Origin of the sequence: Amycolatopsis sp. FBCC-B4732 (genome assembly GCF_023008405.1) — a bacterium.
GTDB lineage: Bacteria > Actinomycetota > Actinomycetes > Mycobacteriales > Pseudonocardiaceae > Amycolatopsis > Amycolatopsis pretoriensis_A.
The window spans coordinates 5321557-5348190 of the sequence record NZ_CP095376.1 but is presented as its reverse complement, the minus strand read 5'-3'; the positions used below and the strand labels follow the sequence as shown (position 1 = coordinate 5348190).

Here is a 26634-nt window from a genome sequence, read left to right as displayed (position 1 = left end):
AGAGTGCGGACGTGACCGATGTCGACGACCTCCCGTTCCTCCGCAAACAGGCCCGTACCCAGCGCTTCACCCTCGGCGCGCCGAAGGAGTTCCGGGTCGCCCCGGACGGCTCCCGCGTGCTGTTCCTGCGCGCGGAGTCGGGCACCGACCCCCGGCACAGCCTCTGGTCGGCCGACCTGGCCACCGGCGCCGAGACCAAGCTGGTCGACGCCGCCGAGCTGCTGCCCGGCGAAGAGGAGTTGCCCGCTGAGGAGCGCGCGCGTCGGGAGCGGGCCCGCGAGACCGGCGGCGGCGTCGTGCACTACGGCGTCGACGCGGGCTTCACGGTCGCGGTGTTCTCGCTCTCGGGCAAGCTCTACACGCTGGACCTCGCGTCCGGCGAGGTGACGCTGCGGGTCGACGGTTCGGTCATCGACCCGCGGCCCAGCCCGGCCGGCACGCACGTCGCCTACGTCCAGGACCGGCGGCTGCACGTGCTGGAGCTGGCCACCGGCGACGACCGCGTGCTCGTCGAGGAGGACGGCGAGGACATCACCTGGGGCCTCGCGGAGTTCATCGCGGCCGAGGAGATGGACCGCACCCGCGGCTACTGGTGGGCCCCGGACGGCCGCAGTGTCCTGGCCGAGCGTTCGGACCGCGGCCCGGTGCCGCGCTGGACCATCGCCGACCCGGCCAACCCGCAGAACCCCGCCACCGTCGTCGCCTACCCGGCGGCGGGCACCACGAACGCGCTCGTTTCGCTGGCGGTGCTCGGCCTGGACGGCTCCCGTGTCGACGTCGAGCCGGGGGAGTGGGAGTACCTGGCCTCGGTGCACTGGTCGGCCGGCGGCGCGCCGCTGCTGGCCGTCCAGCCGCGCGACCAGAAGCGGATGGACGTGCTCGCCCTCGACGTCGCCGACGGCTCGACGTCGGTCGTGCACACCGCGACCGACCAGCACTGGATCGACATCGTCGGCGGCGTCCCGGCGTGGACGCCCGACGGGCGCCTGGTCACCGAGGGCATGGTCGACGGCGACCACCGGCTGTTCGTCGGCGGCGAGGCCGTCACCCCGGCCGGGCTGCAGCTGCGGGCGGTGCTCGACGTCGGCGAGGAGATTCTCTTCAGCGCCTCCGAGGACGACCCGACGCAGATCCACGTCTTCCGGACGGAAGGTTCGTCGGTGCGTCGCCTGTCCACTGTGGACGGCGTGCACCACGGGGCCGGGAACGCCGCGGTCACCGTGCTTTCGTCGTGGAGCCTGGAGTACAGCGGGCCGCGCGTTTCGGTGCTGCGCGACGGCTCGCCGGTGGCGTCGATCTCTGTGTCCACTGTGGACCCGGAGATCGTGCCGAACCTGACCTGGCTGACGCTGGGCGAGCGCGGCCTGCGTGCGGCGCTGCTGCTGCCGCGCGGCTACGAGCCGAGCGAAGGCAAGTTGCCGGTGCTGCTCGACCCGTACGGCGGCCCGCACGCCCAGCGCGTCCTGCAGAGCCGCAACGCGTTCCTGACCTCGCAGTGGCTGGCCGACCAGGGCTTCGCGGTGCTCGTCGCGGACGGCCGCGGCACGCCCGGGCGCGGCGCGGTGTGGGAGCGCGAGATCCACGGGCGCCTCGCCGACGTCACCCTGGCCGACCAGGTGGACGCCGTGCAGGCGGCGGCCGCGCGGTTCCCGGAGCTGGACCTCGAGCGCGTGGCCATCCGCGGCTGGTCCTACGGCGGGTACCTGTCGGCGCTGGCGGTGCTGCGGCGCCCGGACGTGTTCCACGCGGCGGTCGCGGGCGCGCCGGTCACCGACTGGTCGCTGTACGACACGCACTACACCGAGCGGTACCTCGGGACACCGCAGGACGATCCGGAGAGCTACGCACACAACTCGCTGATCGAGAGCGCCGCCGAGCTGAGCCGCGCGCTGCTCATCGTGCACGGGCTGGCCGACGACAACGTGTTCGTCGCCCACGCGCTGCGGCTGTCGTCGGCGTTGCTGGCGAAGGGGCGCCCGCACGTCTTCCTGCCGCTGGCGGGCGCGACCCACATGACGCCGCAGGCCGAAGAGGTCGCGGAGAACCTGATGCGCACGCAGGTGGACTGGCTGCTGCGCGAGCTTTCCGCCGTCGCCGTCGACAAGGAGAACGCATGAGCCGCTGGGGCCTCACGATTCCGCTGACCGGGGTGCCGCTCGCCGCGCACCGCGAGCTGGTCGAGCAGCTGCCGGACCTGGGTTACACCGACGCGTGGACGGCGGAGACGGCGGGCACGGACGCCTTCACGCCGCTCGTGCTGGCCTCGCAGTGGGCGCCCCAGCTGCGCCTGGGCACGGCGATCGTGCCGGTGTACACCCGCGGCCCCGGCCTGCTGGCGATGCAGGCGGCGACGGTCGCGGAGCTGGCGCCCGGCCGGTTCGTCCTCGGCATCGGCGCGTCGTCCCCGGTGATCGTCTCGAACTGGAACGCCGCCCCGTTCGAGGAGCCGTTCGCGCGCTCGCGGGACACGTTGCGCTTCCTGCGTTCGGCGCTGGCGGGGGAGAAGGTGAGCGAAAAGTACGACACGTTCGCCGTCTCGAAGTTCCGGCTGGAGCGCCCGGCCGACCCGCCACCGTCGATCATGCTGGCGGCCCTGCGCCCCGGCATGCTCCGCCTGGCCGCGCGCGAGGCGGATGGCGCGATCACCAACTGGCTGGCGGCGTCGGACGTGCCTCGCGTGCGCTCGGTCATCGGGCCGGACGCGGAGCTGGCGGCCCGCATCTTCGTCTGCCCGACGGAGGACGCGGAAGCCGCGCGCGGCCTGGGCCGCATGCTGATCTCGAGCTACCTGACGGTCCCGGTCTACGCGGCCTTCCACGACTGGCTCGGCCGCGGCGAGGCACTGGCCCCGATGCACGAAGCGTGGGCGGCCGGCGACCGGCAGAAGGCGAACCGGGTGATCCCGGATTCGGTGGTGGACGAGCTGGTGATCCACGGGAGCGTGGAGTCGTGCCGGGAGCAGGTCAAGTCCTATGTGGACAACGGGCTGACGACCCCGATCATCGCGCTCCTGCCGACCGGCGGTGACCCGTTCGAGCAGGTGCGGGGCCTGGCGCCGCGCTGACCAGTCGTGAGTGGGAAACAGGGTTGGAACCCGGTTTCCCACTCACGACCACACCGCGGTGGCCAGCAGCAGCCCGGCGGCTCCGGCGGCCAGGCCCGCGACCACCGTCACCGCCACGTTGAGCACCGCGTACAGCCGGGTCTTCTCCAGGAACAGCCGGACCGTCTCGTAGCCGAACGTCGAGAATGTCGTCAGGCCGCCGCAGAAGCCGACCGCGACCAGGGCGCGGATCGACGACGGCTCCGCGCCGTGCAGGAGCCAGCCGCTGAGGAAGCCCAGGATGAACGAGCCGGCGATGTTCACCGTCAGGGTGCCGAACGGGAAGGGCGAGTCCCGCCACGCCTGCACCCGGCGGTCGGTCAGGTAGCGCAGGATCGAGCCGGCCGCGCCGCCGAGGGCCACCAGGAGCAGCGTCACTCCGTCCGCCCCGCGTGGCGGACCACCTCGACCCGGTCGAGGGTCACCAGTCCCTCGCCGACGAGCTCGTCCAGCTGCGGCAGGAACGCGCGGAGCTTCTCCTCGGCGTCGATGATCACGATGACCACCGGCAGGTCCTCCGACAGCGACAGGATCCGCGTCGTGTGGATCAGCGACGAAGCGCCGTAGCCCTCGACGCCGCGAAGCACCGAAGCGCCCGCGAGACCGGCGGCGCGGGCTCGGCGGACGATCTCGTGGTATAGCGGCTTGTGGTGCCAGTGGTCGGCTTCGCCGAGGTAGATCGTGAGGCGGGTGGCCGGTCCTTCCATCAGCGTCCCTTCCGGATCGCGCGGGTCGCCGTCAGTCCGGCGGCCACCGCCGCCAGGCACAGCACCAGCGACGCCGCCGCGTACAGCAGCGAAGCCAGTATCCGCCCGGTCGTGGCCGCGTCGAGGGTGTCGGTCACGAACGTGGAGAACGTCGTGAAGCCACCCAGGATGCCGACGCCGAGGAACGGGCGGAGCAGGTGGTGGGGGCGCGCGGTGGTCGTGAGGAAGGCCATCAGGACGCCGATGAGCAGGCAGCCGAGCGCGTTGGTGAGCAGCGTCGCGACGGCGAACTCGCCGCGGGCGTGCGGGATGGCGACGGACAGCCCGTAGCGGGCGATGCTGCCCAGCGCGCCGCCGGCGCCGATGGCGAGCAGGACGTCCCACCGGGTCGCGGGCACGGTGATCACCTCCGCGGCCGAACCTACTCCCGATGGCCGACGCGTCCCCGCCACCCGGTCGAGCATGCTGGACGGGGCCGGGTGACAGGCAGCCGTCGGTCGCCGTACTGTTGCTCAGCGTAGGCAAGGCAACCCTAAGGAAGGGCGGGTACATGCGAGCAGACGTGCTGGCCGGTGGCCACGACGGCGCGGACCGGCTCGCCGAGCTGATCCCGGCAGCACTACGCGGCATGGCAGCGGGCGCAGCGGAACGCGGCGGCCCCATCCCGGCCGGCGGCCCGGCAGCGGTGGCCGCAGCCCTGATGGCCGAGCACGGCGAGCCCGGAACCCCCGCGGCGGCCGCCCCCGGTGGCGCGGAACCGCTCGACGACCCGGCAGCGGCCCGCGGATCGGCGGTCGGGGATGGCTCGGCGGGGTTGCTCGGCGACCCCGCAGCGGCTCGGGGACCGGCGGTCGGGGATGGCTCGGCGGGGTTGCTGGGAGGCCCCGCAGCGGCCCGGGGATCGGCGGCCGGCCCTGGCTCAGCGGAGCTGGGCGGCCCAGCGGCGGCTCGCGACCAGGCCGCAGCCACCGCCCTCGAACTCGCCGGCGCACCGCGAACCACCCTCGAGCCCGCCCCCGCCACCGGCACCCTCCCTCGCCGCGGCGTCGGAGCCGAAGCCGCCCTCGAAGAGCTCAGCCGGCTCCTCGCCGCCGGGTCCGCGGACCCCGCCGATCCCGCCTGTGCCGCTCACCTCCACTGCCCGCCGCTCGCCGTCTCCGTTGCCGCCGATGTCGTCGCCAGTGCGCTCAACCCCTCCATGGACTCCTGGGACCAGGCTCCCGTCGCCAGCGAACTCGAGCGCGAATTCACCGCCGGGATCGCCCGATTGTGTTACCCCGACCAGGAAAACCCCGACGCCGTCGTCACCACCGGCGGCACCGAATCCAACCTCCTCGGCCTGCTCCTCGCCCGCGAAACCGGCATCGTCCAAGCCATCTGCGGCGCCAACGCCCACCACAGCGTCGCCCGCGCCGCCTGGCTGCTCGGCCTGCCCGCCCCGATCGTCGTGCCCTGCGAAGGCGACCGCATGCTGCCCGCCGCCCTCGCCGAGGTCGTCACGCCGCACACCGTCGTCGTCGCCACCGCCGGGACCACCAACACCGGCACCCTCGACCCGCTCCCCGAAATCGCCGAAATCTGCCGCCGTGCGGGAGCGCGCCTGCACGTCGATGCCGCCTACGGGGGCACCGCTCTGTGCAGTGAAGCCCTCAAGGCCAAGCTCGCCGGGCTCGAACTCGCCGACTCCGTGGCCCTCGACCTGCACAAGTTCGGCTGGCAGCCGGTCGCCGCCGGGTTGTTCGCCGCCCGGGAAGCCGCCGATCTCGCCGCGCTGACCGTGCGGGCCGAGTACCTCAACGCCGACGACGACACCGAAGCCGGGCTGCCGGACCTGCTCGGCCGGTCGATCCGGACGTCGCGGCGGCCGGATGCCTTCCGGATGGCGGTCACCGTGCGCGCGCTCGGGACCGACGGGCTCGGCGCGCTCGTCGAGCGCTGCTGCGCCACCGCCGCCGAGGTCGCGGCGAACGTCGAACGGCACCCCGGGCTGCGGCTCTGGGGCCGGCCGGAACTGTCCACCGTGGTTCTGCGGCCGGTCGTCGCGGACACCGACGGCGGGGACGAACTCGTCGCGCGCGTCCGCCGGGCACTCCTCGAGGCCGGCACCGCCGTCATCGGCCGCGCCACGCTGCCGACCGGGCCCGGTGGCGCCGGCCGGTTGTGGCTCAAGCTCACGCTGCTGCACCCGCACGCCACCGCCGCCGACTACCGGCCGCTGCTCGACCGGATCGCCGCGACCGCGGGTGCCGAACTCGTCGCCGGCCGGGAAAGCCCGGTCGCTTCGTGAGGCGCCACCACCTCGCGGGCGTCGGGATCGGACCGTTCAACCTCTCGCTCGCGGCGCTGGCCGACGGCGTCGACGGCCTGGACGCGGTGTTCTTCGACGCCCGCCCGGAGTTCCGCTGGCACCCCGGCCTGCTGGTCGAGGGCGCGACGCTGCAGGTGCCGTTCCTCGCCGACCTGGTCACGCTGGTCGACCCGACCAGCCCGTTCTCCTTCCTCAACTACCTGCGCGACCGCGGCCGGCTGCTCCCGTTCTACTTCGCCGAGCGCTTCCACCCGCCGCGCGCCGAATACGACGACTACGGCCGGTGGGCCGCGGCCCGGCTGCCGTCGTGCCGGTTCGGGCACGAGGTCACCGGCATCCGCTGGGACGGCGACGCCTTCGAACTCACCGTCGCCGGGGCCGAACCGGTGCTCGCGGACCACGTCGTGCTCGGCGTCGGCTCGGTTCCCTCGGTGCCGGAGCCGCTGCGCGGCCTCGTCGCCGATCCGGACGTCCTCGCGCTGCACTCCGCGGATTACCTGCCGCACCGGGAAAAGCTGCTCGCCGCCGACAGCGTCACGGTCGTCGGGTCCGGGCAGTCGGGGGCCGAGGTGTTCCTCGACCTGCTGCGCTCGAAATCCACTGTGGACGGACTGCGCTGGCTCGCGCGGACCCCCGCGTTCGCGCCGATGGAGTACTCGAAGCTCGGCCTCGAACAGTTCACGCCGGACTACACCGCGTACTTCCACGGCCTCACCGAATCCGTCCGCGACCGGCTGCTGCCGGCGCAGTGGCAGCTGTACAAGGGGATCGACGCCGAGACGATCGCCGCGATCCACGACGAGCTCTACCGCCGCAGCATCGCCGGCCCGCCGGGAGCGGTGCTGACCCCCGGCGTGGAAGTCGTCTCCTCGTCCACAGTGGAGGGACGGATCGAACTCCGCGTCACGCACGCGCAGCAGGGCCGCGTGGGCACCCTGCGCACCCGCGCCGTCGTCGCGGCCACCGGGTACGCGGAGGCCCCGACCGGCCCGCTGCTGGCCGGGCTCGGTGACGCCGTCCACCGCGACGGCCGGGGCCGCCTGGTCGTGGACGCCGGCTACCGCGTCGGCCTGGACGTGCCGGGCGCGCTCTACGTCCAGAACGCGGAACGGCACACCCACGGCCCCGGCGCGCCCGACCTCGGGCTCGGCGCCTGGCGGGCGGCCGTGATCCTCAACGCCGTGTGCGGCGAGACCGTGCACGCACTGCCCGACCGCACCGCCTTCACCACGTTCGGCCTGGAGGACAAGTGACCCTCGACGAGGCGGCCACCTGGCGCGCGGCCGGCGCCCTGATCGCGCACAAGATGCTCGGGGAGCTCTCCTACGAGCACCTGCTGGAGCCCGTCCGGGACGGCGATTCCTACCGGCTCGAGCTGCCCGGTGCCGCGTACACGTTCCGGGCGCGGCGGGGCGCGTTCGACGCCTGGACGGTCGAACCGGGCAGCGCGCGCCGCTCCGGCGAGCCGGTCACCGACCCGCGCACCCTCGTCGTGGACGCCCGGGAAGTGCTGGGGCTGAGCGGGTTGCGGCTGGCCGACGTGCTGGCCGAGCTGACTTCGACCGTTGCCAACGAAGCCGCCCGGCTGCGGCGCGCCCCGACCGCGGCCGCACTGTCCACGATGGACTACGACGTCGCCGACGGGCACCTCACCGGCCACCCGCGGCTGGTGCTGAACAAGGGCCGCGTCGGGTTCTCCGCGCGCGACCGCGCCCGGTACGCGCCGGAAGCGGGCGCCGACGTCCGGCTGCGCTGGTTCGCCGTCCACCCGGACCACGCCGAGTTCCGCTGCGTCGACGAGCTGAGCCGGGACGCGCTCCTGGACGCCGAACTCGGGGCGCTGCGGGCGGAATTCGCCCGGAAGGTGCCCGGGGACTACGTCTGGGTGCCGGTGCACCCCTGGCAGGCCGACGAAATCCTCGGCACGCTCTACGCCGCCGAGCTCGCCACCGGCGTCGTGGTCGACCTCGGGGAGAGCGCCGACGCCTACCGCGCGCACCAGACGGTCCGGACGCTGGGCAACGTGACCACGCCGGGCCGCCACGACGTCAAGACCGCGGTCTCGGTGCGCAACACGCTGGTCTACCGCGGGCTCGCCTCGGCGGCGACGCTCGCCGGGCCGTCGGTGACGTCGTGGCTGCGCCGGATCAGCGCGGCCGACCCGCTGCTGAGCGAGCGGTACCGGTTCGGGCTGCTCGGCGAAGTCGCGAGCGTGTCGGTGACGCACCCGCTGTTCGGGCACCTGGAGGAGCTGCCGTACCGCTTCCACGAGACGCTGGGCGCGCTGTGGCGCGAGCCGATCCGGCTCGCGGACGGGGAGCGCGCGATCTCGTTCGCCGCCTTGCCGTACCGCGGTCCCGACGGCGTTTCGATGCTTGCGCACCTCATCGCGAGCGCCGATCCCGAGGCGTGGCTGGCCCGGCTGTTCGACCTGCTGCTCACGCCGTTGCTGCAGTGGCTGCTGCGCCACGGCGTCGGGTTCTGCCCGCACGGCCAGAACCTGGTCCTGGTCGTCGACGCCGCCGGCTTCCCCCAGCGGGTGCTGATCAAGGACTTCGCCCAGGGCGTCGACCTGCTCGACGAGCCGGTCGGGAGCTACGAGTCGCTCCCGCCCGAGGCGAACGCGGACATGCTGCGGTGGCCCGCGCACCTGCTCGCGCAGTCGCTGTTCAGCTCGGTGTTCTCCGGCCAGTTCCGGTTCTGGGCCGAGGTCCTGCTCGACGAGACCGGCCTGCCCCGGGCCCGGTTCTGGGCGCTCGTGCGCGAGGTCGTGGGCCGCTACCGCGCCGAAAACCCGGACGTGGCCGCGCGGTTCGACGCGTGCCGGCTGTTCGCGCCGGACGTCGAGCGCGTGACGCTCAACCGGGAGCACCTCGCCGGCCAGGGGTTCGACAAGGTGGAGCGCGACGACGAGTTCGACGTCCGGTGGGGCCGGGTGCCGAACCCGCTGCACGCCGCGGACCCCGGCGGCGCGTGGTGACGCCGTTCGCGCGGCCGGCCGGCCCCCGGTCACTGGCCGGGCGCCAGGCCGCGGCGGCCGCGGGGAAGGCCGTGCTGCGCGGGGTGCTCGCCGAGGACGGCGCGCGCCTGCTCCTGCTGGTGCCCGACCCGCACGCCCGCTTCGCCGCGGTCGAGCTGGCCGCGCCGTTCGCCGCCTCGGTCCTCGACGACGGCTACGGCGTCTGCAGCTACGTCTTCGCGTGGTCGCCGGACCGGGAGCCGCTCCCGGCGTCCGGCGTGCTGGGCGGCTACCTCGAAGGCTTCGGCGACCTGCGGATGCGCCCGGACCCGGCGACGGCGATCCCGTGGGGCGAGCGGACGTGGGCGGTGGTGTGCGACGCCGAGTGGCCGTCCGGCCAGCTCGCGGAGCTCGCCCCGCGCGAGGTGCTGCGCGGGCAGCTCGCGGCGCTGGAGGGGCTCGGGCTGGTGCCGTCGGCAGGCATCGAGCACGAGGTCGTGTTCGCCGACGCCGCCGGGCCGCTCACCGCGCACGGCACCGACTACGCGCTCGGCGGCACCGAACGCCTGGCGCCGCTGCTGGCCGACCTCCGGTCCGCATTGGACGAAGCCGGCCTGGGTGTCGAGTCCGCGCGTGCGGAGTGCCACCCCGGGCAGTACGAAGTCGTGCTGCGCCACCGCGACGCGCTGGCGGCGTGCGACGACGTGCTGCTGCAGCAGCTGATCGTGCGCCGGGTCGCCGCGCGCCACTCGGTGGAAGCGTCCTACCTGGCCGCACCCGCGCCGGGGCAGGGTAACTCGGGGCACGTGCACCTGTCGCTGTCCACTGTGGATGGTTCGCCGCCGGACCTGCTGGGCGGCTTCCTGGCGGGCGTGCTGCGCGACGCGCGGGCGCTGACGGCGGTGTGGGCGCCGACGTGGAACAGCTACGTGCGGCTGCGCACGGCACCGTTCTCCCCGCGCGAGATCCGCTGGGGCCACGACGACCGGACGGCGTCGGTGCGCGTCGCCGGGCCACCGTCGGACCCCCGCCTGGAGTTCCGCTTCGCCGGCGCGGACGCCCAGCCGCACCTGGTGCTCGCGGCGCTGCTCGCGGCCGGGCGGTTCGGGCTGGAGGAGGGGCTGACGCCGCCCGAGCCGGGCGTCACGACGGGCTCGCTGGCGGGCTCGCCCTGGGAAGCGCTGTCGTCGATGGACCGGGTGGGGGAGCTGCTGGGCGAGGACGTCGCGGCCCAGCTGACGGCGCTGCTGACCGAGGAGATCGAGTCCGGCCTGGACGCGGTCACGGACTGGCAGCGGCGCCGCGGCACCCTGCGCGGCTGAGGGTGGCTTCGGGCAGGCTCGACGGCATGTCATGCCGACACAGTCGTTACTAGTAACGGGGGTCGCCCGAGGCGCCGGGGCCCGCAAGGCCAGCGTGCCCGACAAGTGAGCCATGAGTACGACTGGCCGCGTCGGTGCGGCATCGGACTTCTCGCCGGGCGATCACCCGCTTGCCCGGTAGAGAACTCGCAGCATCCGGCCATGTCAGTCCGTCGACGTGGCCGCGGGTTGCGGTACGCGGTTGGCAAGCTCAGTTTGGCAGGATAATGACCCCGAGGCCGGAATTCGGCCCCGGAGGGATGTGGAGGAAGGGGTCGATCCCTTGATTTTGCCGCAGGCTGTCGAGCAACTGCGCCGGAGCGACCGGAGATCCGAGCAGATGTGCTGACACCGATCGCGACTGCTGAACCTGCTTGAGCCGGACTACCTCCAGCTGGCGGTGGTCGTCCATGGCTCGACGGCTGACCGCGCGCAGGTAGTACCGCATGAATTGGCTTTCTGCGAGCGTCTGTGCTGCGTCGAACGGCACCGCCTTGAGGTGCTCCTTGCCGCTCCTTCGGTACGTCTCGTGCGATATCCAGTATCCAGGCTGTTTGCTCTGCAGTTCCAGCCATTTGGGTTCGTGAAGTTCCAGGGCATCGCGGAGCATGTCCGGCCACGCTTGCCATCCGACCTCGGTCAGGCGTCGGCTCCGGTAGACCTCGTTGCGTGATAGGTCGAGGTCGAGTTCCTCGAGCATGAAGATGCGTGTACGCGGGTCGTCTTCCAGGTTCGGAAATCTCAGCTCCATCATTACCTCGTATCGATGTGCGGGTCGTCGCGAACGTCATAATGCTTCCTGGTTCGGCGGCGATTTGAATCCATTGGAAGAAGGCTTACACGTTTGAAAGATCAACTCCATGCGGTAACGATGAACGGTCACCCGTAAACGCCAAACGGCGTGTGGGATGTCAAGGTGACGGGGCTGGCTGACCAGCCGCGCGCCAAGGGAAGCAGAATTCGAGGCGGAGGTAAGGCTGTGAGGGCGTTGGTCCGGTGGCCGCCCGGCGGCCCGGTCGTGCGCAGATCTTCACCGGCGAGGGGTTGCGCGGGGGCGTCCGGGTGCGCAGGCTCGACGTCGTGAGCGAGCACGAGTACGACCTCATCGTCATCGGTTCGGGCCCCGGCGGTCAGAAGGCCGCCATCGCCGCGGCGAAGCTGGGCAAGCGGGTGGCGGTCGTGGACCGGCACGACATGGTCGGCGGGGTGTGCGTCAACACCGGCACGATCCCGTCCAAGACGCTGCGCGAAGCGGTGCTCTACCTGACCGGGATGAACCAGCGCGAGCTCTACGGCGCGAGCTACCGCGTCAAGCAGGACATCACCATCGCCGACCTGCTCGCGCGCACCCAGCACGTCGTCGGGCGCGAGGTCCAGGTCGTGCGCGCGCAGCTGATGCGCAACCACGTCGACCTCATCCCCGGCCTCGGCTCGTTCGCCGACGCGCACACCGTGGTCGTCGAGAGCAAGCACCCGGGCGACCGCCGGACGCTGAGCGGCGACCACGTCGTGATCGCCACCGGCACCCGTCCCGCGCGGCCCGGCCACGTCGACTTCGACGCCGCCCGCGTCCTGGACTCCGACGAGATCCTGCGGCTCGAGCAGATCCCGTCGTCGCTCGTGGTGGTCGGCGCCGGCGTGATCGGCATCGAGTACGCGTCGATGTTCGCCGCGCTCGGCTCGCGGGTGACGGTGGTCGAGCAGCGCGACCAGATGCTCGACTTCTGCGACCCGGAGATCGTCGAGTCCCTCAAGTTCCAGCTGCGCGACCTCGGCGTCACGTTCCGCTTCGGCGAGAAGGTCGCCGACGTCGCGGTGTCCGACGACGCCACGATCACGACCCTGGTCAGCGGCAAGCGCATCCCGGCCGACGGTGTCATGTACTCCGCGGGCCGCCAGGGCATGACCGGCGACCTCAACCTGGAGGCGGCGGGCCTGAGCGCGGACGCGCGCGGCCGGCTGGTGGTCGACGAGAACTACCGCACCGAGGTCCCGCACATCTACGCGGTCGGCGACGTGATCGGCTTCCCGGCGCTGGCGGCGACGTCGATGGACCAGGGCAGGCTGGCGGCCTACCACGCGTTCGGCGAACCGGCGAACGGCCTGGGCGCGCTGCAGCCGATCGGCATCTACACCATCCCGGAGATCTCCTACGTCGGCTCGACGGAGGCGCAGCTGACGTCGTCGTCGGTGCCCTACGAGGTCGGCATCGCGCGCTACCGCGAGCTGGCGCGCGGCCAGATCACCGGCGACAGCTACGGGATGCTCAAGCTGCTGGTGTCCACGACGGACCGCAAGCTGCTGGGCGTGCACGTGTTCGGCACGGGCGCGACCGACCTGGTCCACATCGGACAGGCGGTGATGGGCTGCGGCGGCACGGTCGACTACCTGGTGGACGCGGTGTTCAACTACCCGACGCTGTCGGAGGCGTACAAGGTGGCGGCGCTGGACGCGACGAACAAGATCCGCGCCTTGGACCGCTTCTCGTCCTGACCGGCGGGTCGCGCATGTCATGAACGGGTCGTTCATCTCGTCAGACGACATGAACGACCCTTTCATGACGTGGTGGGCCGCGACCTTGGCGGAGCCGTCCGCCCCGGCCGCGGGCGTCGCGAAAGGACCCTTCGTGACGCTCCGGGCCGGAAGCCGCTCGTGCCGGCGACCCCCGCGGCCGGCGTGTCATGAGAGTGCCGCTCCGCATCCCGTCCCAGGCCCCGGCGGACAGCCTCAAGAACCACACCAGCACCACCCGATCCACCTGCCGCGAACCCGTTTGACACTCGACTAGAACGTATGTTCGACTGGCGGCGTGCGATGGGATCGGCAGCGAGCAGGGGAGGGTGAGCCGGCACTGCCCGGGCTGGAGGGCCTGGTGCGTTCCGTGCGGTCACCGGAATTCGACGGCGTCACCTTTCACGAGGTGCACGCGCGCTCGGTGCTGAACAAGGTGCCCGCCGGCTCCGGGGTGCCCTTCGGCTGGACCGTGAACCCCTACCGCGGCTGCTCCCACGCCTGCACGTACTGCCTCGAAGGCGGCACCGAGATCCTCCTGGCGGACGGCCGCACCAAGGCCCTGTCGGAGCTGAAGGTCGGGGACGCCATCTACGGCACCCGCGGCCACGGCGCGGCCCGGCGGCTGGTGCCGACCCGCGTGGAGGCGCACTGGACCACCCTGCGCGCCGCGTACCGGGTGACCCTCGAGGACGGCACGCGGCTCGTCGCCGGCGGCGATCACCGGTTCCTGACGAACAAGGGCTGGAAGCACGTCACCGGCAGCAAGTTCGGGGCCGCCCAGCGGCCGCACCTCGAGCCCGGGACCGAGCTGATCGGGGTCGGGCGGTTCGAGCCGACGCCGGACGAGACGCTCGGGTACCGCGCCGGCTACCTCTGCGGGATGCTGCGCTCCGGCGGGTTCGCCGCGGAACCGGACGCCGCCGCCCGCGCGCTCGCGTACCTGCCCGACTTCGGGGCGTCCGTCGGCTTCCTGAAGGTGCCGTCGGAGCCGGACGCGCACTGGCAGCGCGGGTTCCTCGCCGGCGTCTTCGACATCGCGGGCGGCTACGGCCGCGGCATCCTCACCTTCGCGCACGACGAACCGGAGATCACCGACGCCGTCGCCGCCGCGCTCGCCCGGTTCGGCTTCGCCCGCCAGGTCGACGAGGTGCCGAAGTTCCCGACCCGCCAGGAGGTCCGGCTGCTCGGCGGCGCCGGCGAAGTCCTGCGGTTCCTGCACGTGAGCAACCCGGCGGTGACCTGGAAGCGGTCGCTGGACGGCGCGGTGATCGGCGCGAGCCGCCGCCGCGTCGAGGCGATCGAGCCGCTGGGCCTGCAGCTGCCGCTGTTCGACATCACCACCGGCACCGGCGACTTCATCGCCGACGGCATGGTGTCCCACAACTGCTTCGCCCGGAACACCCACACCTACCTCGACTTCGACGCCGGCCGCGACTTCGACACCCAGGTGGTCGTCAAGGTCAACGCACCGCAGGTGCTCACCGCGCAGCTGAAGAAGCCGTCGTGGCGGCGCGAGCACGTCGCCATGGGCACCAACACCGACCCCTACCAGCGCGCGGAGGGCCGCTACCGGCTGATGCCGGGCATCATCACGGCGCTGGCGCGCTCCGGCACGCCGCTGTCGGTGCTCACGAAGGGCACGGTGCTGGCGCGCGACCTGCCGCTGCTGCAGGACGTCGCCGCCGACGTGCCGGTCGGGCTCGCGGTGTCGATCGCGCTGCTCGACGGCGAGCTCCAGCACCGCCTCGAACCCGGGACGCCGAGCCCGCGGGCGCGGCTCGAGCTGGTCCGCAAGGCCCGCGACGCCGGGCTGGAGTGCTCGGTGCTGGTGGCGCCGGTGCTGCCGTGGCTGACCGACTCCGCCGAGGCCCTCGACGCGCTGTTCGCGCAGCTCGCCGACGTCGGCGCGTCGAGCGTGACGGTCTTCCCGCTGCACCTGCGCCCCGGCGCCCGCGAGTGGTTCGGCCGCTGGCTGGCCGGCTCGTACCCGGCGCTGGTCCCGCGGTACCGGGAGCTGTACGCGCGGGGCAGCTACGTGCAGAAGGCCTACCGGGAGCGGCTCGCGGAGCGCGTCGCGCCGTTGCTGCGGCGGCACGGGCTGGCGCCGAAGACCGGGTACGACCCGCGCGACCCCGAGCCGGCGTCCGCCGCGGAACCCCCCGCGCCCACCGGACAGCTGCGCCTGCTCTGACGGTCCATTGTGGACCATCCGGGTGACGCGCTGGGCCGTTCGACGTAATCCTCGCCCCGGTGCGCGGCGCTGTCCTGGGCTTGCGGGAAAATGTCCGATCGTGTCGTTGTCGTCCCGCGTCACCGGCGCCTAACGTCGAAGGGATGGACCCGGGAAGGAGCGGACGGTGACGACCTCGCAGACCGATCGCGTCGCGGCCGCCCGGCTCGCCTGGGCCGCGCTGAAGCTGACCCGGGCCGGCCGGCACCCGGTGGGCGTCGACCGCCTGGCCGCGATCGTCGGCGTCACCCCCGCCGAAGCCCGGCGGCTGGTCGAGCTGATCGGCTTCACGCTGCACCGCGACCTCGTCTCGACCGGCCCGGCCCCGCGCGGCGCGCACCACCGGCTGGCGCCCGCCGAAGGCACCCTCGGCGCCGGCCCGGACGGCTCGGTCGACATGTTCCTGCTGGCCATCGCCACCGGCGAGCGCGTGCACGCGGCCGCGGTCTGCCCGGTCACCGGCACCCACATCCGGATCGACCTGGTGGCGCACGGGATCCTCCAGGCCGACCCGCCGACCGCGGTGGTGGCGGCCGTCGACCTCGGCTTCGGCCTGGCGCACGTCGACGCGGTGGCCTGCGCGGGCCAGCCGTTCTTCGCCTCGGCGTCGGCCGCGGCGAGCTGGCTGGTGGGGCACCCGGGCGGCCGGATCTACCAGGTGGCGGCCTACCTGGCCCAGGCGCACCGCCTGGTCGCGGCGCTGGAGGCCCGGCCCCGGTTCGTGCTCTGACGCGGGCACCGCTGCCCACCGCCGCAGGCGAGCCTGCCGACGTCGTAGGCTGGGCTGTTCGTTAGCCTTTGAGCGGCGACAACCGCCGCTGAACGCCCATCTCGAAGGAGAGCAGTCGCAGTGCTCCGCACCCACCAAGCCGGCACCCTGCGTGCCGGACAGGCCGGACAGACCGTCACCCTCACCGGATGGGTGGCCCGGCGGCGCGATCACGGCGGCGTCATCTTCATCGACCTCCGCGATGCCAGCGGCGTCGCCCAGGTCGTCTTCCGCGAAGGCGAGATGGCCGAGCGCGCGCACGCGCTGCGCTCCGAGTTCTGCGTCAAGATCGTCGGCGAGGTCGCGAAGCGCCCCGAGGGCAACGCGAACGCCGAGATCCCCACCGGCGAGATCGAGGTCCTCGCGACCGGGCTCGAGGTGCTGTCCGAAGCCGCGCCGCTGCCGTTCCCGATCGACGACCGCGTCGACGTCGGCGAGGAGATCCGCCTCAAGCACCGCTACCTCGACCTGCGCCGCAGCGGCCCGGCCGCGGCCATGCGCCTGCGCAGCGAGGTCAGCCGCGCCGCGCGCGAGGTGCTGCACGCCCAGGACTTCGTCGAGATCGAGACCCCGACGATGACCCGCTCGACGCCGGAAGGCGCGCGCGACTTCCTGGTGCCCGCCCGGCTCAAGCCCGGCTCCTGGTACGCCCTGCCGCAGTCGCCGCAGCTGTTCAAGCAGCTGCTCATGGTCGGCGGCATGGAGCGGTACTACCAGATCGCCCGCTGCTACCGCGACGAAGACTTCCGCGCCGACCGGCAGCCCGAGTTCACCCAGCTCGACATCGAGATGAGCTTCGTCGAGCAGGACGACGTCATCGCGCTCGGCGAGGACATCGTCTCCGCGCTGTGGAAGCTGATCGGGCACGAGATCCCGCGGCCGATCCCGCGCATCACCTACCACGAGGCGATGGCCAAGTACGGCTCGGACAAGCCGGACCTGCGCTTCGACCTCGAGATCACCGACATGACGGAGTTCTTCGCCGACACGCCGTTCCGCGTGTTCCAGGCCCCGTACGTCGGCGCGGTCGTGATGGCGGGCGGCGCCGACCAGCCGCGTCGCCAGCTCGACGCGTGGCAGGAGTGGGCGAAGCAGCGCGGCGCGCGCGGCCTCGCGTACATCCTCGTCAACGAAGACGGCACGCTCGGCGGCCCGGTCGCGAAGAACCTGTCCGAGACCGAGCGCGAGAACGTCGCCGCGGCCGCGGGCGCCCAGGCCGGCGACTGCATCTTCTTCGCCGCCGGCAAGGCCGCGTCGACGCAGCCGCTGCTCGGCGCCGCGCGCGACGAGATCGGCAAGCGCCTCGGCCTGATCGACGAAGACGCCTGGTCGTTCGTGTGGGTCGTCGACGCGCCGCTGTTCGCGCCGGTCGAGGACATCGGCGACGACGTCGCCGTCGGCTCCGGCAAGTGGACCGCCGTGCACCACGCCTTCACCTCGCCGACCCCGGAGTGGATCGACAAGTTCGAGCAGGACCCGGGCAACGCGCTGGCCTACGCCTACGACATCGTCTGCAACGGCAACGAAATCGGCGGCGGCTCGATCCGTATCCACCGCGGCGACGTCCAGAAGCGCGTCTTCAGCCTGATGGGCCTCGGCGAGGAGGAGGCCCAGGAGAAGTTCGGCTTCCTGCTCGACGCCTTCGCCTTCGGCCCGCCGCCGCACGGCGGCATCGCGTTCGGCTGGGACCGCATCGTCATGCTGCTGGCCAAGGCCGACTCGCTGCGTGACGTGATCGCGTTCCCGAAGACCGGCGGCGGGTACGACCCGCTGACCGCGGCGCCGGCGCCGATCACGGCGCAGCAGCGCAAGGAGGCCGGCATCGACGCGAAGCCGGCCCCCGCCCCGCAGAGCTAGTGCTGCACCTGAGGGCCGTGTGCCCGCCGGACCAGACCGCCGAGGCGCTCGACGTCCTGCGGGCGCACGCCGGCACCGCGCACCTGATCGTGCACCGCGGTGCCGCCGTGGAGCCGGCGGGTGACCTGGTCGAGGCCGACATCGCGCGCGAGGCGGCCGACGAGATCGTCGAGGCGCTGTGCGGGCTCGGCCTCGACCACTCCGGCGGCATCACGCTCGAAGCGCTCGACACCGCGCTGTCCGACGCCGCCGACGAAGCGGAGGAGGCCGCGCCGGGCGAGGGCGCGGACGCCGTCGTGTGGCAGGAGCTGCTCGGCCGCACGGGTGAAGAGTCGCGGCTCAACGTGACGTTCCTGGCGTTCCTCACCATCGCCTGCCTGCTCGCCGCGGTCGGGGTCCTCACCGACTCCGCGGTGACGATCGTCGGCGCGATGGTCGTCGGCCCGGAGTTCGGGCCGCTCGCCGCTCTGGCGGTGGGCCTGGTGCTGCGGCGGTGGGACCTCGTCCGGCTGGCCGGCGCGGCGCTGGGGGTCGGCTTCCCGCTCGCCATGGTCGTCACGCTGGGCGGGGCGCTGCTGGTGAAGGTGACCGACGTCTTCGGGGCGCAGGCGTTCGAGCTCAAGCAGCACAACGAGGTCGATTTCGTCTTCTCCGTCGGGGTGCCGTCCCTGGTCGTCGCGATGCTCGCGGGCGCGGCGGGGATGCTCGCCATGACGTCGGCGAAGTCGGCCGCGCTGGTGGGCGTGTTCATCTCCGTGACCACCGTGCCCGCCGCCGGTTACGCGATGGTGGCGGCCGTGGCGGGGGAGTGGGGCCGATGCGTCCAATCGGTGGGTCAGCTGCTCGTCAACCTTCTCGGAATCGTTGCAGCAGCGGCCATTGTGTTGATCGTGCGCCGGAATGGGCAACGTTCACCGGTGGGGATGCGTCCGCTTTCACGCGGGTGACCCGTATCCGGGTGGGATGCGTCTTCTTGTCCGGATGTCAGTAGTCATGGTTGCTCAGTCACGAGTAGGGTCGGTGACAATGACAGTCGACACCTCCTCCTCCGGCGACGCTGGGGTCGGGGCAGGAGCCGAGCAGCTCGCCGTCGCCGCGGCGGTCGCGGCGGGCGAGTCTGTTCTTTCGCGCCGGTTCGGCAGCGCGATCACCCTGGTCGCCCCCGAGGACCTCGCGGGGAGCGGACCGGCGACGGTGGTCCGCGCCAGGGTGGTGTCGTCTTCGTTCGCGTTGCCGCGCACGGTCGTGGTCAAGCACTACCCGGATCCGCCGGGCCCGGGCGCCGACCCGTTCGCCCAGGAGGCGGTCAGCTACCAGCTGTTCACGGCGCTGGCCCCGGACGAGCGGATGTGCCCGGAGCTGCTGGCCCACGACGGCCGCGACCGCGCGCTGGTCCTGGAGGACCTCGGCGGCACGCCGACGCTCGAGGACAAGCTCTACGCGCGTGATTCCCGCGCGGCCGAGCGCGCGCTGCTGTCCTGGGCCCGGTCGCTGGGGCGGCTGCACGCGAGCACCGCGGGCCGCGAAGCGGACTTCAACGCTTTGCTGCGCCGCCTGGGCGCCCCGGCGAAGGGCGACGAGGGCGCGGTCGACGAGCTGTGCGCGGCCGTGCCGTCCCTGATCCAGGAGCGCTTGGGCATCCCGGTCCCGGCCGAGGTCCACGCCCAGGTGACGGCGGCCTTGGAGCAGTCCCGTTCGGCGGGCTTCCGCGCGTTCAGCCCGGTCGAGCTCAGCCCGGACAACAACCTGGTGACGGGCGAGGGCGTCCGCTTCCTGGACTTCGAGTACGGCTGCGTCCGCTCGGCCCTGGTGGACGCGGCGCACCTGAGGCTGCCGTTCGCGAGCTGGCCGGACGCGCTGGCCCTCCCGGCGGGCATGAGCGAGGCGATGATCGCGGCTTGGCGCGCTGAAGTGGTGGGCGTCTGGCCGGCGTTCGCCGATGACGACGCGCTGGCCGAGCACCTCACGACCAGCGAGCTGCTGCGGGTGTGGCTGATCACGGGGGAGGAGCTGGCGTCGCTGGATCTGTCCCGGCACGCGGCTCCGGTGAGCCGTGAGGCGGCTTTCGTGACCTGGTGGCGGGACCTGGCCAAGCACGCGGGGTACGTGCGGATGACGGCGGTGTCGGAGTTCGCGGCCCGGGTGGCGGCGGCACTGGCGGCCCGGTTGGGTCCGCACGCCGACCTGGCGTTCTACCCGGCGTTCCGCTGACCTCGAGCGCCCCAACATGGGGCGCTGGTCTCTTCCGTCGGCGAACGGGACATTTCCGGCGCCCGTGAGGTGAGCGTCAAGAATTAGGCCCGGTGTCGAAGTCGCGTTACCTCGTCCTCACCGGCCGTGAGCCTCCGTGGCCGATGGTCGGGGGCGTGACCGTGCTGAGTGTCGAAGTCACTCCCGAACCCTCCCGGCCCGTGCTCGCCGCCGTACCGGAGCCGCAATCCGAGCCCAAGCACGCGCGGCGGCTCGTCGTGCTCGGGGATTCCACCGCTGTCGGGCTCGGGGATCCGCTGCCCCGGCGGGGTGGGTGGCGCGGGGTCGGCCCGCTGGTCGCCGCCGCGCTGGGAGTGGGGCCCGAGGGGTACCTGAATCCCTCCTTCACCGGGGCGCGGATGCGGTGCGTGCTCACCGAGCAGGTGCCCGCCGCCCTCGCGCACCGGCCGGATGTCGCCCTGCTCGTCGCCGGGATGAACGACACCCTTCGGCCGGACTTCGACGCCGCCCGCATCGCCGGTCACCTCACCGAGGTGATCCACCGGCTCCGCGAAGCCGGGACGACCGTCGTGCCCGTCCGGTTCCACGACCACAGCAAGGTCTTCCGCCTCCCGCCGTCGCTCAAGCGCGCCCTCAGCGCCCGCGTCGCCGAGCTGAACGCGGCCATCGACGAGGTCGTCGCCCGGGAAGGCGTGCCCTGCCTCGACCTCGACCGGCTTCCCGGCGCCTACGAGCTCGAGTCGTGGAGCGTCGATCGCCTGCACCCGTCCGAGCTCGGTCACCGCATGCTCGCCGAAGGCTTCACCGGCCTGCTCGCCGGGGCCGGGTTCGCCGTGCCGGAACCGGTGAGCCTCACCTGCAGCGGCGGCGTCGAACCCAGCGCTGCGGGGCACGTGGGGTGGCTGGTGCTCAAGGGGATCCCGTGGCTCTGGCGCCGCGGCCGCGAGTTCCTGCCCTACGCCGCGGTCATCATGTGGAACTCGTTCCGCGCCCGCTGAACACCCGCAGCGCTTCCGCGTCCGAAGCCGGATCGCGGACGAAGAAGTCCGCCCACTCCTCGATGGCCGGGTACGCGCAGTGCTCCGCGAGGAACCGGCACGCCGCTTCGACGTCGTACTCCGTGCGCCGCAGCTCGACGCCATCGCCGAGCAGCGCCCAGTGCGCACCCCTTGCCCCGTAGGGCATTCCGACGCTGCCCGGGTTGACGATCAGCCGCCGGTCGGCCAGCCGCACGAACGGCATGTGTGTGTGGCCGCAGACCACCGTGCGGGCCGTGACGCCGTCGAGGACCTCCGCCCAGCGTTCGAGCGGGCTGTCGACGAGCACGATTTCCGCGTCGTCGCGCGGGGTCGCGTGGCAGAACAGGACGCCGTCCAGCGTCACCGTCAGGGGAAGGGCGTCCAGGAACGGCAGATCGCCGGGACGCAGCTGCTTCGCCGCCCACGGGAAGATCGGGTCCGGGACGAAGTCGCCGGCTCCGCGCGCGGACGCCGCCAGCTCGCGGTCGGCGTTGCCGCGCACCCACACCGCCCGCGGGCCGAGCGATTCCAGGCGCGACAGGGTCTCCACCGGCATCGGCCCGGCGAGCGCGTCGCCGAGCAGCACGATCCGGTCCGCCGCCACGACGTCCGGCTCGGCCAGGACGGCCTCCAGCGCGGGCAGCACCCCGTGGACGTCGGACAACACCGCCACCGTCATCGGTCCACCATCGCCGCACGGCAGCGCCCCGGGCGAGGGTTTTCGCCCAGGGCGCAACCGGCGCTACCCGACCGAGAGGGGCAGCTCGCGCACCCCGGTCATGTTCGGGTTGACCTGGAACTTCGGCGGCTCACCCGGGATCGTGCGCAGCGCCGGGTAGCGGTCGAACAGGATGTTCAGCGCCACGCGGCCCTCGAGCCGGGCCAGCGGCGCGCCGATGCAGAAGTGGATCCCGCGGCCGAACGCCAGGTGCGGGTTCGGGTCGCGCAGCGGGTTGAACGCGTCCGGGTCGGTGAACACCCGCTCGTCCCGGTTGGCGGCCGCCACCCACACCAGCAGCATCTGGTCCGGCGGCACGGTCACCCCGCCCAGCTGGACCTCGCGGGTCGCGGTGCGGGCCACCGCCGCGAACGGCGAGAGGTAGCGCAGCGACTCCTCGATCGTCGACGGCAGCAGCGCCCGGTCCGCCCGGACGCGCCGGTCCCACTCCGGGTGCGTGTCCAGGCACAGCACCGCGTTGCCGAGCAGCATCGTGGTGGTGATGTGCCCGGCCAGCAGCAGGACGTTCGCGAAGTTGACGACTTCGTTGCGCGTCAGCCGTTCCCCGTCGACCTCGGCCTCGACGAGCTTCGTCAGCAGGTCGTCCCGCGGCTGCTCGCGCCGCTCGTCGACGTGCGAGGCGAGGTACTCGGCAAGCGCTTTCTGGCCCTCCAGGGACTTCTGGACCGACTCCTCCTGGGACTTGGTCTGCTCCTTCAGCGAGAACTGTTCCGAGGAGTCGAACAGCTTGTCTACCCAGCCCTTGAACAGGTACCGGTCGCTCGCGGGGACCCCCAGCAGCTCCGCGATCACGATCACCGGCAACGGGTAGGCCAGGTCTTCGACGAGTTCGAGCCGTCCGTCGCCGCCGGCCGCGTCGAGCATTTCGTGGGTCACCGCGGCGATGCGCGGTTCCAGGTCGGCGACGACCTTCGGCGTGAACGCGCGGCTGACGAGCTTGCGCATCTTGTTGTGCAGCGGCGGGTCCAGCTGCAGCAGGTTGCCCGCCGACATTTCCTTCAGGTCGGCGTCCTTCATCATTTCCTGCGGCACCAGCCGGGTGGTGTCCGAGGAGTACGTCGCCGGGTCGCGGAGCACCTCTTCGGCCTCCGGGTGCCCGTAGACGTTCCAGAAGCCGAGCTCGGGCGCGTGCTGCACCCGGGCCTCCGGCTGCTTCCCCCGCAGCCAGAACTGGGATTCGTGGAGTCCCCAGGTGTCGGCGAGTGTGGTGGTCATGTCCGCCCCTTCTTTCCCCTGTGCGGCCCCGGGATCGCACCGGGGGCCTTGGCGGGATCGTGTGCGTAGATCCCTTTCCGGTAGCCCGAAACGAGCGCCTCGAGCGCCGAACCCAGTTCCGCCGCCACGTCCGCGACCGCCCGGGGATCGGGTTCCCCCGCCGGTTCGAACGCGGTGCGGACGATGTGCGCGAGGACGGCCGCCTTCTCCTCGAGGGCGATCCCCTCGAACTCGTCGGACAGCGTGTCGCCGAGGTAGAAGCCGAGCGTCGCGGCGTTCAGCGCGTAGCTGACGTTCGGGACGTCCGCGCGGATCAGCCCGCGCCGGAGCATCGCGTCCTCGAACTGCCCGCGCAGCTCGTCCTGCTGCTTGCGCAGGGCGAGGTCGCCGAGCGAACCGAACATCTCGGCGTTGCCGCGCAGCATCGCCATCACCAGCGGACGGCGGTGCGTGACGAGGAACGACGACGAGATCATCCGGTGCGGCAGGATCATCGCCGGGTCGGCCTTGATCGACTCCAGTATCTCGTCGGTCAAGTCGGCCGACTCGCGCATCATCAGCGCTTGGAACAGCAGTTCCTTGTTTCGCCAGTGCAGGTAGACGGTGCCCTTGCCGATGCCGACCGCGCGCGCGATGTCGTCGATCGCCACCTTGCGGTAGCCCATGCGCAGCAGCAGCTCGCCCGCCGCGTCCAGGATGCGGTCGGCGCGCTCGCGGTTCGGATGACTCATGCGGTTCCACCTGCGGATTCGTTGAACGTTTGACCTGTTGACCAGAATCGCACTTTCGGTCAACCGGTCAGCACGACGGTAGCGCGGCCGCCGGTGCCACGGCAAGCGGTCCTGTCGGTGCCGTCGGTTAACGTCATCGGTGTGGCACAGGACGAGCTCTTCACCGTGAACGCCGATGTGGCGCCCCCGCCGGCGCCGACGGGGTCGAACGCGGGCGAACCCCAGGCGGACCCGGCGAGCTCGCCCCTGGCCGTCCGGATGCGGCCGCGCTCGCTCGACGAGGTCGTCGGCCAGCAGCACCTGCTGCGCGAAGGCGCCCCGCTGCGGCGCCTGGTCGAAGGGGCCGCCCCGGCGTCCGTGCTGCTCTACGGCCCGCCCGGCACCGGCAAGACCACCCTGGCCAACCTCGTCTCGATCGCCACCGGCCGCCGGTTCGTCGCGATGTCCGCGCTGTCGGCCGGGGTCAAGGAGGTCCGCGGGGTCATCGAGGAGGCCCGGCGGCGGCGCCAGTACAACACCGAAAACACCGTGCTGTTCATCGACGAGGTGCACCGCTTCTCCAAGACCCAGCAGGACGCGCTGCTCGGTGCGGTCGAGGACCGCACCGTGCTGCTGGTCGCGGCGACCACCGAAAACCCGTCGTTCTCGGTCGTCTCGCCGCTGCTGTCGCGGTCGCTGGTGCTGCAGCTGCGCCCGCTGACCGACGAGGACATCACGCAGCTGCTGGAGCGCGCGCTGGCCGACGAGCGCGGCCTCGGCGGTGAGCTGACGCTGAGCGAGGACGCGCGCGCCCACCTCGTCCGGCTCGCGGGCGGGGACGCGCGGCGCGCGCTGACCGCGCTCGAAGCGGCGGCGGACGCGGCCTCGGCCACCGAGGCGAAGGTGATCGACCTCGCCATCGTCGAGTCCACAGTGGACAAGGCGGCGGTGCGCTACGACCGCGACGGCGACCAGCACTACGATGTGATCAGTGCGTTCATCAAGTCCATCCGCGGGTCCGACGTCGACGCCGCGCTGCACTACCTGGCCCGGATGATCGAGGCGGGGGAGGACCCGCGGTTCCTCGCCCGGCGGCTGGTCGTGCACGCCAGCGAGGACATCGGGATGGCCGACCCGACGGCCCTGCAGGCGGCGGTCGCGGCCTCGCACGCGGTCCAGTTCATCGGCATGCCGGAAGGCCGGCTCGCGCTGGCCCAGGCGACGATCCACCTGGCCACCGCGCCCAAGTCGAACGCGGTCATCACGGGCATCGACGCCGCGCTGGCCGACGTCCGCGCGGGTCTCGCCGGCACCGTCCCGCCGCACCTGCGCGACGGCCACTACGCGGGCGCCAAGAAGCTCGGCAACGCGCAGGGGTACCGCTACCCGCACGGCGTCCCGGAGGGCGTGCTGGCGCAGCAGTACCCGCCGGACGAGCTGGTGGGCCGCGACTACTACGAGCCCACCCAGCGCGGCGCGGAGCGGACGCTCGCCGAGCGCGTCCCGAAGCTGCGCCGGACGATCCGCGGGGAAAAGTGACCGCGGCGGAACAAAACCCGGGTGGTTGATCACCGGACGGGCCGGGGCGTCCAAGATCATCGGGTTTCGTAAGCTTCGCGCCTCGACGGGAGCCGGATCCGGGTCCCGGTGACCGCAGGAGGCGAACCCGTGCCCGCGACGCTGCAGTGCATCGTCCTGGATTGCCCGGAGCCGGTCGTGCTCGCCCGCTTCTACCAGGCTCTGGCCGGCGGCGAGGTGGACCGGCCCGATCCGCGGTGGCGGGTCGACGAAGACTTCGCGACCCTGCACCTCGACGGGCTGGTCCTGGGCTTCCAGCGGTCCTTCGACTACCGGCCGCCGCGCTGGCCGGACCCGGGCTTCCCGCAGCAGTTCCACCTCGACTTCGAGGTCGACGACTTCCGCGAGTCCCACCGCCGCGTGCTGCAGCACGGCGGCCGCCTCCTCGACCCGGACCTCGGCGGCCGCGGCTGGCGCGTCTACGCCGACCCGGCCGGCCACCCGTTCTGCCTGCTGGGCGATTACTGAGCGCGCTTTCCGGGCACGATGAGGGCATGAGCGTCGCGTTTCTCGGAACCGGAATCATGGGCGCGCCGATGGCGGCCAACATCGCGAAGGCGGGCTTGGACGTCCGGGTCTGGAACCGGACCCGGGCCAAGGCCGAACCCCTCGCCGACGTCGCCACCGTCGCCGGTTCGGCGGCGGAAGCGGCCGAGGGCGCGGACATCCTCGTCACGATGCTCGCCGACGGACCCGCCGTGGCCGAAGCGTTCGAAGCCGCTTCGCCCGCCTCGGGGACGTTGTGGCTGCAGATGAGCACGGTCGGCCTCGACTGGACCGACCGCCTGGCCGCGGCCGCGGAAAAGGCCGGCGTCGTGTTCGTCGACGCCCCCGTGCTCGGCACCCGCCGGCCCGCCGAGCAGGCGCAGCTGCAGGTCCTGGCGTCCGGTCCCGAGGAAGCCCGGCCGAAGGCCACCCCGGTGTTCGACGCGGTCGGGATCAAGACCCAGTGGCTCGGGCCGGCGGGCGGGGGCAGCCGGCTGAAGCTGGTGATGAACGCCTGGGTGCTGGCGCTCACCAACGCGACTGCGGAGAGCCTCGGCCTGGCCAAGGCGCTGGGCCTCGACCCCGCGCTGTTCCTGGAGACGATCTCGGGCGGCGGACTCGACGTCGGCTACGCGCACGTCAAGGGCGGCGCGATGCTGGCGGGCGACTACCCGGCGTCGTTCCCGGCCGGGCTGGCGGCGAAGGACGCGCGCCTGGTGGTGGCGGCCGCGGGCGACGACGTCGACATGGCGGGCGCGAGGGCGGTCCTCGCGCACCTGGAGGCGGCCGTCGAAGCGGGCCACGGCGACGAGGACATGGCGGCCCTCTACCGCGCGGTGCTGAAGGAGCGTTAGAGGAGCGTCGCCAG

General features: G+C 72.6%; 23 protein-coding genes. 16 read left to right on the top strand and 7 right to left on the bottom strand.

Going from position 1 to position 26634, the window contains the following annotated elements; translation table 11 throughout:
* The first annotated feature begins 11 nt into the window (after positions 1 to 11).
* Positions 12 to 2117 (top strand): alpha/beta fold hydrolase, encoded by a 2106-nt coding sequence (locus tag MUY14_RS22950; RefSeq protein WP_247011714.1) that lies wholly within the window; start codon positions 12 to 14, stop codon positions 2115 to 2117.
* Complete coding sequence (locus MUY14_RS22945; RefSeq protein ID WP_247011712.1) at positions 2114 to 3064, top strand: LLM class F420-dependent oxidoreductase; 951 nt, start codon at positions 2114 to 2116, stop codon at positions 3062 to 3064. Before MUY14_RS22950 ends, MUY14_RS22945 begins: the two co-directional genes overlap by 4 nt.
* Positions 3065 to 3106: 42 nt before the next feature.
* Here MUY14_RS22945 and crcB read toward each other — a convergent pair whose 3' ends face one another.
* From crcB to MUY14_RS22930, 3 genes are read right to left on the bottom strand one after another with little or no spacing between them, the layout of a single operon-like run.
* Entirely contained in the window at positions 3107 to 3481 is a 375-nt protein-coding gene (gene crcB / locus MUY14_RS22940; RefSeq protein WP_247011710.1) for a fluoride efflux transporter CrcB, read from the bottom strand.
* Complete coding sequence (locus tag MUY14_RS22935) at positions 3478 to 3810, bottom strand: DUF190 domain-containing protein (protein WP_247011709.1); 333 nt, start codon at positions 3808 to 3810, stop codon at positions 3478 to 3480. The genes crcB and MUY14_RS22935 overlap by 4 nt, the downstream gene beginning before the upstream one ends.
* Positions 3810 to 4217, bottom strand: coding sequence for a CrcB family protein (locus tag MUY14_RS22930; RefSeq protein ID WP_247011708.1), 408 nt, complete (start codon positions 4215 to 4217; stop codon positions 3810 to 3812). The genes MUY14_RS22935 and MUY14_RS22930 overlap by 1 nt, the downstream gene beginning before the upstream one ends.
* 143 nt (positions 4218 to 4360) lie before the next feature.
* On the opposite strand from MUY14_RS22930, the gene MUY14_RS22925 reads away from it, so the two are divergent.
* From MUY14_RS22925 to MUY14_RS22910, 4 genes are read left to right on the top strand one after another with little or no spacing between them, the layout of a single operon-like run.
* Positions 4361 to 6097: an aminotransferase class V-fold PLP-dependent enzyme gene (locus MUY14_RS22925; RefSeq protein WP_247011707.1), complete on the top strand. Its 1737-nt coding sequence runs from the start codon at positions 4361 to 4363 to the stop codon at positions 6095 to 6097.
* Entirely contained in the window at positions 6094 to 7371 is a 1278-nt protein-coding gene (locus tag MUY14_RS22920; RefSeq protein ID WP_247011706.1) for a lysine N(6)-hydroxylase/L-ornithine N(5)-oxygenase family protein, read from the top strand. The genes MUY14_RS22925 and MUY14_RS22920 overlap by 4 nt, the downstream gene beginning before the upstream one ends.
* Positions 7368 to 9098, top strand: coding sequence for an IucA/IucC family siderophore biosynthesis protein (locus tag MUY14_RS22915; protein WP_247011705.1), 1731 nt, complete (start codon positions 7368 to 7370; stop codon positions 9096 to 9098). Before MUY14_RS22920 ends, MUY14_RS22915 begins: the two co-directional genes overlap by 4 nt.
* Positions 9095 to 10399: a glutamine synthetase gene (locus MUY14_RS22910; RefSeq protein ID WP_247025212.1), complete on the top strand. Its 1305-nt coding sequence runs from the start codon at positions 9095 to 9097 to the stop codon at positions 10397 to 10399. The genes MUY14_RS22915 and MUY14_RS22910 overlap by 4 nt, the downstream gene beginning before the upstream one ends.
* Positions 10400 to 10649: 250 nt before the next feature.
* Here MUY14_RS22910 and MUY14_RS22905 read toward each other — a convergent pair whose 3' ends face one another.
* Positions 10650 to 11138, bottom strand: a complete 489-nt coding sequence (locus MUY14_RS22905; RefSeq protein ID WP_247011704.1) for a hypothetical protein — start codon at positions 11136 to 11138, stop codon at positions 10650 to 10652.
* Positions 11139 to 11482: 344 nt separating this feature from the next.
* On the opposite strand from MUY14_RS22905, the gene sthA reads away from it, so the two are divergent.
* From sthA to MUY14_RS22870, 7 genes are all read left to right on the top strand, one after another.
* The gene (gene sthA, locus MUY14_RS22900; protein WP_247025211.1) at positions 11483 to 12931 is read left to right on the top strand and encodes a Si-specific NAD(P)(+) transhydrogenase; all 1449 of its coding nucleotides are present in this window, start codon (positions 11483 to 11485) and stop codon (positions 12929 to 12931) included.
* 316 nt (positions 12932 to 13247) lie between these two features.
* The gene (locus tag MUY14_RS22895; protein ID WP_247011703.1) at positions 13248 to 15143 is read left to right on the top strand and encodes an intein-containing Rv2578c family radical SAM protein; all 1896 of its coding nucleotides are present in this window, start codon (positions 13248 to 13250) and stop codon (positions 15141 to 15143) included.
* A 166-nt stretch (positions 15144 to 15309) separates the two neighbouring features.
* Positions 15310 to 15912: an organomercurial lyase gene (merB, locus tag MUY14_RS22890; RefSeq protein WP_247011701.1), complete on the top strand. Its 603-nt coding sequence runs from the start codon at positions 15310 to 15312 to the stop codon at positions 15910 to 15912.
* Between the two features lie 120 nt (positions 15913 to 16032).
* Entirely contained in the window at positions 16033 to 17808 is a 1776-nt protein-coding gene (gene aspS, locus MUY14_RS22885) for an aspartate--tRNA ligase (protein WP_247011700.1), read from the top strand.
* Positions 17808 to 18755: a DUF389 domain-containing protein gene (locus MUY14_RS22880; protein ID WP_247011699.1), complete on the top strand. Its 948-nt coding sequence runs from the start codon at positions 17808 to 17810 to the stop codon at positions 18753 to 18755. Before aspS ends, MUY14_RS22880 begins: the two co-directional genes overlap by 1 nt.
* A 79-nt stretch (positions 18756 to 18834) precedes the next feature.
* Positions 18835 to 20019: a phosphotransferase gene (locus tag MUY14_RS22875; protein ID WP_247011698.1), complete on the top strand. Its 1185-nt coding sequence runs from the start codon at positions 18835 to 18837 to the stop codon at positions 20017 to 20019.
* Positions 20020 to 20162: 143 nt separating this feature from the next.
* Positions 20163 to 21017: an SGNH/GDSL hydrolase family protein gene (locus MUY14_RS22870; protein ID WP_247025210.1), complete on the top strand. Its 855-nt coding sequence runs from the start codon at positions 20163 to 20165 to the stop codon at positions 21015 to 21017.
* On the opposite strand, the gene MUY14_RS22865 is transcribed toward MUY14_RS22870, so the two are convergent.
* From MUY14_RS22865 to MUY14_RS22855, 3 genes are all read right to left on the bottom strand, one after another.
* Entirely contained in the window at positions 20989 to 21717 is a 729-nt protein-coding gene (locus MUY14_RS22865; protein WP_247011697.1) for a metallophosphoesterase, read from the bottom strand. The two genes, MUY14_RS22870 and MUY14_RS22865, sit on opposite strands and share 29 nt — an antisense overlap.
* Positions 21718 to 21780: 63 nt before the next feature.
* Positions 21781 to 22992 (bottom strand): cytochrome P450, encoded by a 1212-nt coding sequence (locus MUY14_RS22860; protein ID WP_247011696.1) that lies wholly within the window; start codon positions 22990 to 22992, stop codon positions 21781 to 21783.
* Positions 22989 to 23723, bottom strand: a complete 735-nt coding sequence (locus tag MUY14_RS22855) for a TetR/AcrR family transcriptional regulator (protein ID WP_247011694.1) — start codon at positions 23721 to 23723, stop codon at positions 22989 to 22991. Before MUY14_RS22855 ends, MUY14_RS22860 begins: the two co-directional genes overlap by 4 nt.
* 141 nt (positions 23724 to 23864) lie before the next feature.
* Here MUY14_RS22855 and MUY14_RS22850 point away from each other — a divergent pair, with 141 nt between their 5' ends.
* The 3 genes from MUY14_RS22850 (at position 23865) to MUY14_RS22840 (ending at position 26620) form a co-directional block, all read left to right on the top strand.
* Entirely contained in the window at positions 23865 to 25241 is a 1377-nt protein-coding gene (locus MUY14_RS22850; protein ID WP_247011693.1) for a replication-associated recombination protein A, read from the top strand.
* Positions 25242 to 25370: 129 nt separating this feature from the next.
* On the top strand, positions 25371 to 25748 hold the full coding sequence (locus tag MUY14_RS22845) for a VOC family protein (protein WP_247011692.1): 378 nt from the start codon (positions 25371 to 25373) through the stop codon (positions 25746 to 25748).
* Between the two features lie 26 nt (positions 25749 to 25774).
* Positions 25775 to 26620, top strand: a complete 846-nt coding sequence (locus tag MUY14_RS22840) for an NAD(P)-dependent oxidoreductase (protein WP_247011691.1) — start codon at positions 25775 to 25777, stop codon at positions 26618 to 26620.
* Positions 26621 to 26634 lie beyond the last annotated feature (14 nt).